This window comes from Oleiphilus sp. HI0132, from assembly GCF_001635845.1.
Window position 1 is genome coordinate 1 of the sequence record NZ_LWGJ01000588.1, and the last position, 8,346, is coordinate 8,346.

Annotated in this window: 9 protein-coding genes and 1 pseudogene; 7 read left to right on the forward strand and 3 right to left on the reverse strand. The window is 43.8% G+C overall.

Annotated features, from left to right (window positions below; genetic code table 11):
* The 6 genes from A3766_RS07170 to A3766_RS07195 form a co-directional block, all read left to right on the forward strand.
* Positions 1-1,244 (forward strand): ATP-binding protein (locus tag A3766_RS07170; RefSeq protein WP_068642016.1); only part of this gene is annotated, 1,244 nt, incomplete at its 5' end.
* Positions 1,241-1,771 (forward strand): response regulator transcription factor, encoded by a 531-nt coding sequence (locus A3766_RS07175; protein ID WP_068512062.1) that lies wholly within the window; start codon positions 1,241-1,243, stop codon positions 1,769-1,771. The genes A3766_RS07170 and A3766_RS07175, both read left to right, overlap by 4 nt.
* Before the next feature lie 150 nt (positions 1,772-1,921).
* On the forward strand, positions 1,922-2,818 hold the full coding sequence (locus tag A3766_RS07180; protein ID WP_068512058.1) for a hypothetical protein: 897 nt from the start codon (positions 1,922-1,924) through the stop codon (positions 2,816-2,818).
* A gap of 149 nt (positions 2,819-2,967) precedes the next feature.
* A complete protein-coding gene (locus tag A3766_RS07185) occupies positions 2,968-3,804 on the forward strand; it encodes a hypothetical protein (RefSeq protein ID WP_068566509.1) in 837 nt (278 codons plus the stop codon).
* Positions 3,791-4,336: a redoxin domain-containing protein gene (locus tag A3766_RS07190; protein ID WP_068512053.1), complete on the forward strand. Its 546-nt coding sequence runs from the start codon at positions 3,791-3,793 to the stop codon at positions 4,334-4,336. The genes A3766_RS07185 and A3766_RS07190 overlap by 14 nt, the downstream gene beginning before the upstream one ends.
* A 74-nt stretch (positions 4,337-4,410) precedes the next feature.
* Positions 4,411-4,722: a TraR/DksA C4-type zinc finger protein gene (locus A3766_RS07195; RefSeq protein ID WP_068509724.1), complete on the forward strand. Its 312-nt coding sequence runs from the start codon at positions 4,411-4,413 to the stop codon at positions 4,720-4,722.
* Positions 4,723-4,748: 26 nt separating this feature from the next.
* Here the strand turns inward: A3766_RS07195 and A3766_RS32615 are convergent.
* The 3 genes and pseudogenes from A3766_RS32615 to A3766_RS07210 all read right to left on the reverse strand — a co-directional run bounded on the left by A3766_RS32615 (position 4,749) and on the right by A3766_RS07210 (position 7,199).
* Positions 4,749-5,957: pseudogene (locus A3766_RS32615) on the reverse strand (HD-GYP domain-containing protein).
* A gap of 123 nt (positions 5,958-6,080) precedes the next feature.
* Positions 6,081-6,395 carry a DUF3301 domain-containing protein gene (locus A3766_RS07205; protein WP_068512050.1) on the reverse strand — a complete coding sequence of 105 codons (315 nt, stop codon included), beginning with the start codon at positions 6,393-6,395 and terminating at the stop codon, positions 6,081-6,083.
* 39 nt (positions 6,396-6,434) lie between these two features.
* Positions 6,435-7,199 carry a GGDEF domain-containing protein gene (locus A3766_RS07210; protein WP_082885762.1) on the reverse strand — a complete coding sequence of 255 codons (765 nt, stop codon included), beginning with the start codon at positions 7,197-7,199 and terminating at the stop codon, positions 6,435-6,437.
* A gap of 230 nt (positions 7,200-7,429) precedes the next feature.
* Here A3766_RS07210 and A3766_RS07215 point away from each other — a divergent pair, with 230 nt between their 5' ends.
* Positions 7,430-8,338: a GGDEF domain-containing protein gene (locus A3766_RS07215; RefSeq protein ID WP_082865007.1), complete on the forward strand. Its 909-nt coding sequence runs from the start codon at positions 7,430-7,432 to the stop codon at positions 8,336-8,338.
* The last annotated feature ends 8 nt before the right edge of the window (positions 8,339-8,346 follow it).

Genomic DNA, 8,346 nt, shown 5'->3' on the forward strand with positions numbered 1-8,346 from the left:
AACTTTTTTTACTCGTTGACCATCTATATCTGAACTTAAAATTTAACTTCATCCTGGCGGAGTTTATTTTAAGCCTATTTGCTTTTTCAGCCATGTTCACCTTCGCTCAGCTTAAAAGCGCCCGTATCATTACCGAAAACTATGTCCGACTTCAATTAGTGTCAGATGTACTATTCATGAGCCTTCTGTTTCATGTAACCGGCGGCTCCGCCAACCCTTTTGTGTCACTTTTACTCTTCCCGTTAACCATTAGTGCAGCAACCTTAAATAGTAATTTCACCTGGTTTATGGCCTTACTCACCGTAAGTTGCTATGGCTCTTTATACTTAGTCGACCTTTCGGTATCAGAGACTTCTGTTGCGAATGAGCATGCCCATCATATGCACCACCAAATTGATGCAAGCCAAACTGCCTTTTCCCTTCATCTCATTGGCATGTGGTTCAATTTTGCAGTGAGCGCGGCCTTAATCTGCTTCTTCCTCATTAGAATGAGACAAGAGTTAAAGTCTCGACAACATAAGATCAACGAACAAAGAGAACAGTTACTGCGCGACGAGCAATTATTGGGTATTGCAACACAAGCCGCGTCTGCTGCTCATCATATCAGTACACCACTATCGACGATGGCCGTGCTCGTTGACGACCTTCAAGCAGATAGCCTGACCCAGGATTTCGACGAAGACCTTACACTCCTGGCGTCTCAAATAGCGATATGTAAAAACGTGTTAGATGACCTTCGGCACCAGGCTCGCCTCAGTCAGCAAGATGAATCTGTCCACTACTTTCTCACCCAGCTAGTGAATGAATTTAGACTCTTACGGCCTAGCGTCAGGCTTGAGAAAAACTGGAACAGCACACAATTCGACGAGTCACCATCGCCAAATATTTCCTCAGATCCATCTTTAAGGATGGCCATTCTGAATATCCTGAATAATGCTGCCGATGCTTCGCCCGAAAGAGTCTGCTTCGAGGCAGATGTTGAACCGGACAAGCTCAGACTCACCATCAGTGATTATGGCAACAGTGATGAAAACAAAGTTTCCCGTATTCTTAGTGCCGCTGAGCAACCATTAGAGTCTGACAAAGAGCATGGTATGGGCATTGGTTTATTTTTATCTCATGCCACGATTAATAGACATCATGGAAAAATAAGCGTTGAAAGAGCAGATAAGTCGGGCACTCGCATTCATATTTCCCTGTCACTTGTAAGCTCACACCCAGCCGAAGAGCAGAAAATAAAATGACTAAGAGTATCCTTATCCTAGATGACGACCAAACCTTTTCTACGACACTTGCCCGGTCATTTAAACGACGAGGCTACAATAGCTTCGCCGCAAACAGTATTGAAGAAGCCAAAGGCATATTAACGGATACGAGCATAAATTTTGCTGTGGTTGACCTAAAGATCGATCAGGAAAGTGGTTTGCAGTTTCTGGCGATTCTAAAAGAACACTCACCTCAAACCAAGGCACTGATTCTGACAGGTTATTCCAGCATTAGCACAACGGTTGAAGCGATGAAGCTGGGTTCAGTGAATTACCTATGCAAACCTGTGACCACCGATGTCATTATCAAAGCCCTACAGGAAGAGGACGCAAACCCAGATATTCCCCTAGATACTAGCCCGCCATCAGTGGGACGCCTGGAGTGGGAACATATCCAACGCGTGCTTAATGAGCATGATGGCAATATCTCTGCAACAGCTAATGCTCTGGGAATGCATCGACGGACTTTGCAACGCAAGCTACAGAAACGCCCTTCATCAAAATAAGTCATTAACATAAAGCCAAAACATATCTGAACTTGAACTAAACCCAAACTATACCCCAAAGTAGGTGCGACAATTTGTCACTCCTTTGCACCCTTACTTCAGCGTAAAATTTCACGCAATTAATGATTTTGCGCATCAAGGAGTGCATAGATGAAAGCAGTTAAGACCCTCGCATTTAGTTTGAGTTTAGTTGCAAGTGCTTGTTTAATGAGTGCGTGTAGTGATAGCAACAATTCACAAAAAAATGATTATGAGCTTTCAGAAAGCTTTAAAGTTACCTATTTATCCGAGATGGCTCAAGTTGGTAAATCCAACCTAAAAATCGAAATTACCGATTTGGATGGCACCCCTATGGAAGGGCTTTCTCCTACCTTAAGCCCACTAATGGAAATGTCTACACATAACCATAGCACGCCTTATGGCTCTTTCACCGAAAGTGACGAAGCAGGAATCTATAACGCGACAATCTACTACCTCATGGCATCAGGCCCTGAGATGGGTACTTGGTACCTTGATATAGGTTTACCTTATGATGAAAGCGTTACCTTTCAGCCAGATGTAATGATGGCAATGGGAGAGACAGCCCGCGCTAATCTAAAGAGCCAAACTGATACTATTGCAAATATGATGGGCGGAGAAGAAAAACGCACCTACATTCTATTCAATGATGGCCTATCAGATGGAGATAGCGGTCATGACTTCAGTGTTTTTATCACTACCAAGGAAAGCATGATGAGCTTTCCGGCAATTAGCGCTGGGCAAATACTCAATGCAGACTCCGACTATGAGCTTACGATCTCTAGCATCACCGTAGCAATGTCAACAGACCCAAGTGATGGTGACAGCTGGGTCACAGCATCCAATGAGGGAGAAGGTATTTGGACCGCTGAAGGCCTGACGGGCCTTACTGACGGAGAAGCCGGCTCTATCTATGTACGCCTATCGGTTAACGGTGAACAAAAAACCGACGATGGCAACATTCCTGATGGTGAATATGATGAAGCAGAGTTCGTCGTGACGCCATCTAACACGATGATGGGGATGTAAATATCTTTAGAAAGATATCTATTTGCATGAAGAATAAAGCCTTTCTGTTTTTTCTCAGTACACAGCTCCTTGTGCCACTGAATCTTTGGGCTGCATCCTGTTGTGGCGGCGGGTCAGCCTCTTCTTTAATTCTGCCAAAAGGTGCGCGCATGATGTTTGATACATCATTCTCGCACGAGAACTATAAGGGCTACTGGAACTCTGAAGGAAAGCATCAGGATGACCCTGTTGGCTCTGACTTAAACCAGTACCGAAGTAGTCTTGGTATCGCTTATCGGCTTGCCAACCGCTGGCAGGCAAGCCTCCAAATTCCCTATGTATGGAATGACAATACCTACACTGGAACAGAGTCTAAAGTCGACAACATTGGTGATACGACCATAGGGCTATGGTACGAGACCTTTGACGATATTAAATGTGTCTGGAAAGTCACCAACTGGCGAAGCCTGATTCCAGCAGTATACCTGGGCAGCACCTTAACCCTGCCGACAGGTAAATCTGCATACTCTGGTGAAATTGATAACAGCTTCGATATCACGGGCCGGGGCGTCTACCGCCTGGATGCTAATCTGCTTGTCGACAAGACTATTTATCCCTGGAATATGACCTTGAACATGTCCTATGGAAAATATATTGAACGTCCTGTTAACGAAGACTCTAGCGGCTTTATCGACCCCTATGATCTGCAATTAGGTAAGCGCCTGTCAACAAGCCTGGCTTTTGGTTATACGCATTTTTTAGACTCAATGGACACGCTTACTGTGACCACATCCTATAATGATTTACGCGAAAAGGTCGGTGAAATTGATGGGAATAAAGACAGCTCCCTTCCTGGTTTTCAAAAGCAGTCGCTGGGATTAAGTATTGCCTATTCAACAGTCGCTATGGATTGGATCTACAAGCTCTCGTGGAATCATGCGCTCAGTGGTGAAGACTTTGCTGCAACAGATATTTTAAGTTTGGGAGTGAGCTATGTTCTACGTTAGATTTCGTTTAATTAGCATGCTTTTCCTTGGGCTATTATTATCTGCTTGTAACGAAGATTTAAACCCTTCCAGTGAAGATAAACGCGAAAGTGTGCAAGCGGGTAGTATCGGTAACCAGGTCAACCAGGTTGCTAGTGACTTCAGCATTCTTGACACTGAAGACAATGTGCTGACTTTAAGTGATGAATTAACCGCTTATGATGCGGTTGTACTTTATTTCACCATGTGGTGTCCGCTTTGTGATAGCCATATGTCGAGTATTCGCGAGTCAATCAAGCCAAACTATCCGAACATTCATTTTATTAGTATTGATTATGTCTCAGGATCGATTGAACAAGCCCGGGCGAATCAGATCTCTAGCGGTTATCGCTCTGAAACAGTGGTAGCAGATACTGCTCATAACTTAACTGAGAAGTTCAAGGGAGATATGGGCGTTACGGTTGTGATCAATTCAGACGGCCTCATTCTTATGAATGAAGGCTTCAAACACGCTAAACTGACAGAGGCCTTGGAATTAGCAAGCCAACCTTGATTCATATCAATGCTATTCTGCGGTTCTAACCTAAAATGTAGGTAATACGTACCCATTTTAGGTGAGGAAGAATCATGACAGACCACAAAGAAAAGCTAGTTGCTTTAAAAGAAGAATTAAGTCTTCGTATCGAGAAAATTGATAAAGACCTTCACAACCGGAAAACCAGCAGTAAGTTCTCGGACCAAGTCGTAGACAGACAAAATGATGATGTACTACTAAACCTGAAAAGTGAAGCCGAAGAAGAGCTAGAGCAAATAGATCATGCCCTGCTAAAAATGGAACGAGACTTATATGGCGCTTGTGAGAAGTGTCACGAAGATATCAGCAATGAGCGTTTGGACGCCCTGCCTTTTGCTGCACTATGTACGAACTGCGCCGTTTAGCGCAGCTCCCAAGAAAGTGTACTAGACTAGCTTAAAAAATCTTTAACGTTGCTCCTGAATAGGTCGGGGTCAACGGCTTTGACAATTGCATCCTGAACCGTCGGTTTCGCTAAATCAATTAATTCGGTCTTGATAAAGCATTTAAACTTGGTGTGATACATCACCCTTACCTTTGGCGAGCGCTGATCAAACTCGTTCACTTCTACAACCGCGCCCAGTCGGCCACTCTCTAGTAAGACCAAAGAACCAACTGGATAAATTCCGATACAACGAATGAAGTGATTTACCAAAGAGCGGTCCAAATGATGATCGCTCCACTCCAGTAAACGCTTAATCGCCATTGTCGGCGTCATACCCTTGTGATAACAGCGGTCGGCTGTAATCGCATCATAAACGTCAACAATCGCAGCCATTCGCCCGAAGGTTGAGATTTCATGACCACATAGACCCGAAGGGTAACCGGTACCATCCATTCGCTCGTGATGTTCAGAAACGACTTGAATAGTCAAAGGGGAAATACCTTCGATACCCAGCAAATGCTAGCGACCTAGGGTAACGTGATGTTTCATTTGCGAAAATTCATCATCGGTTAATTTACCAGGCTTATGCAATATTTCGTCTGGCACCATGATTTTCCCGATATCATGCAACAATGCACCTGAAATGGTTTGATGAAGAACCGAACGATCCAGTTGCATCGATTTACCAAAAATAGACATCAGAACACTCAGGTTTACGGAGTGCTCCATCAAGTAACTATCTTTCTCGCGAATACAGCCAAGGCAAGCCAAGGCATTGTGATTTCTGAACAAAGAGTCCAGCATATCTTCCGCAAGATTATCAATAGCGTCTATAGGAAGCGCCTGACCAGTCTTAACGTCCGTGAGAATACCGCCCATGAGTTCAACTGCTTCTTCATGAACCTTTTGAGCCGCCAGCATTTCCTCGCCCAAACCTAAACGCGGCTTGTTTAACGAGCTCAGTTCACCTGCCGCTGCTAGTTTCTTTTCATTTTCTTTGTCAATCTCGGCAAGGGTCGGCGCATCCTTTAAATCCTCACCTAGAAAAGTATCGATATAGACTTCTTTAATGCCTAGTTTTTTTATCTTTTCAACAGTTAGATCTTTCTTGATTTTCCCCTTCTTCTTAAAGTTGGAATGAGGGATCCAATCACTATTAAGATCAGATATATACATTCCAACTTGAAGGGAGTCGATAGGAATTCGTTTGATCATATTTATTCTTACACGCTAAAGCAGGTGCGAATTAAAAACACCTGCCAATTTGTGAATAGCTTCTTTTTGTCGATATATAGAGTATAGGTGCTCGATACAAATTAACCACTTCCAATAATAAAACTATTCCACTCGATGTGGTGCCAATTTGACCCCTTGAACACGTGCTCCGGCCATCTTCACACTACCTTTATAACGATCTTCTCCTGTAGAACTGAACTCAAAACCATATTCACGAATAATCTGTAAGCGCCCAGCATTCCCTCTCTTGAGCTTCAATGAGCGCAAAACGACTGTCTGGTCAAGAATACTTAAGTCCAATTCACGACAATGCTTCGCCGCGGCTCTTAGAGCAATATCTTTTAACTCTCTTGCTTTAAGCCAATACCAAACAATCAGGCAGACAAGCAGCGTCAGAACCAATGATCTTAAAGACAATATAACCTCCGCATTCGAAACTCTACTCGCGCCTTGGGTTTAGGCTTCATACAAGCATACCTGATTCCGTCCCTGCTTCTTGGCTTGATACAGTGCCAAGTCAGCATTTTGATAAATTTGCCAAGCAGTTTCTGTCTTAGCTGTCGCGAATGCAATACCGAATGAGGCTGTCAAACTTATCCGTTGCCCCTGCCAAAAGCAGTCTGTACTTTCAATCGTGGCACGAATTCTTTCTGCCAATATATGCGCTTCATCTTTACTTTCGCCACAGACAATAATACTCATCTCTTCTCCGCCAACGCGCGCGGCAGTATCATTCTTCCTGCAATTTGCAAGAATCAATGTAGCAACCTTCTTCAATACTTCATCACCTGCCTGGTGCCCAAATCGATCATTTACTTGTTTAAAAAAGTCTAAATCAATTTGAATAATGGCCATTGAGGCACCGGTACGCAGATGCTGCTGAAACTCTTGTTCTAAACGGTTTTTATAATAACGCTTATTGTAAAGCGCCGTTAGGCTATCGGTCAGTGCCAGATCTGTAATCATATGCTCTCGACGACCAATAAAATAACCTAGCAATGAAAACACAATTCCCGTTGCCAAGCTCATATAGACATAGAGTAATAGATCAAAATGTTCATCAGAGAATGGATCACGCCCCGCAAGTTTCTGGACTAGAACCCAACCCGCCGGTGCACCTAACGATAAAGCCAGGCCGTACAAAGCCCTCAGAACCGGTAAGGATACAAAACGGGTGAGCCGGTTTGAGATTTTAGCGTTAGAACTACGTATCATCGTCATTGGATTTGCTCTCCTGGCGGAGCAGGCTCTGCTCCCTTACTTTGAAGGTAGCATGAACTCATGAATTGAAGTCTGACTCTGATCAAGAACCTATTCATCAAATAGTCTTTTCAAGATGCTTGTAAGTTGCTGTAATTAATTTGCCTTATTCCCGCTAGGCTCCTAGGATTAAAGTATAGAATGAATTTTTGAAAGGTCACCAAAGTACTAACATACTTGTCAAAGAACTCATGAATGACTGCCCACCAACCGTGGACGCGAATTGCTGTATTAAGGAGGCGGTTCCGCTCATGTCAAAGCAAGGTAGCTCCTGCCTGATTATTGTCGAGAACGACAAACCTATCGGAATCGTCACAGAGCGTGACATCACCAAACTGTTTTGCACGCTATTGAAAGACGCTCACTACCCAGAACATTCTATTTGTGAAATCATGACTTCTACGCCTGTTTGTGTTCAGGAAGATAGTCTATTTAAAGACGCCTTGATGCTGTCACGTAGTCGAAAACTCCGTCATCTCCCTGTTATTAACAATGCCGGACACTTAGTTGGTGTTGTGACCCAATCTAACCTAGTCGATGTATATGTTCGCTTGATCGACAGGCATGCAGAACTGGAAACTAATGTCGAAGAGCTAAAACTATTGTCACTTGAAGATGCCTTGCTAGGTATCGGCAACCGACGCGCTATGGAGGTTGATCTCACACATACTGAACAGCACGCTCTACGAACCCAGAATAGTTATAGTCTAGCTTTAGTGGATATCGACTTTTTCAAGAAGTATAACGATTACTATGGGCATCAATCAGGAGATGATGCGCTCAGACAAGTTGCTCAAACTGTTAAATCAACGCTGCGCACCTCAGACAGAGTATTTCGCTATGGCGGCGAAGAGCTATTAATTCTGATGCCCGGAAGTATTGGCCAACAAGCCAGAATATGTGCCGAGCGAGTCAGGGCAGCTATCGAGGCATTACAAATCCCTCACATTGAATCAGACAAAGGCGTGCTAACCGTCAGTATTGGTGTCGTGGAATCCAGAGTGGAAGCCTGGCAAGATCTGGTAAAACAGGCTGACAAAGCCCTTTACCAGGCAAAAAGTCAAGGAAGAAATCAGGTTACTGTAGCTGATCAGCTATAAAAGATCGG

Excerpts from the sequence above, each read along its gene's own strand:
- A3766_RS07175 (WP_068512062.1), top strand. The coding sequence starts at position 1,241 with ATGACTAAGAGTATCCTTATCCTAGATGACGACCAAACCTTTTCTACG.
- A3766_RS07180 (WP_068512058.1), top strand. The coding sequence starts at position 1,922 with ATGAAAGCAGTTAAGACCCTCGCATTTAGTTTGAGTTTAGTTGCAAGT.
- A3766_RS07185 (WP_068566509.1), top strand. The coding sequence starts at position 2,968 with ATGATGTTTGATACATCATTCTCGCACGAGAACTATAAGGGCTACTGG.
- A3766_RS07190 (WP_068512053.1), top strand. The coding sequence starts at position 3,791 with ATGTTCTACGTTAGATTTCGTTTAATTAGCATGCTTTTCCTTGGGCTA.
- A3766_RS07195 (WP_068509724.1), top strand. The coding sequence starts at position 4,411 with ATGACAGACCACAAAGAAAAGCTAGTTGCTTTAAAAGAAGAATTAAGT.
- A3766_RS07210 (WP_082885762.1), bottom strand. The coding sequence starts at position 7,199 with ATGACGATGATACGTAGTTCTAACGCTAAAATCTCAAACCGGCTCACC.
- A3766_RS07215 (WP_082865007.1), top strand. The coding sequence starts at position 7,430 with ATGAATGACTGCCCACCAACCGTGGACGCGAATTGCTGTATTAAGGAG.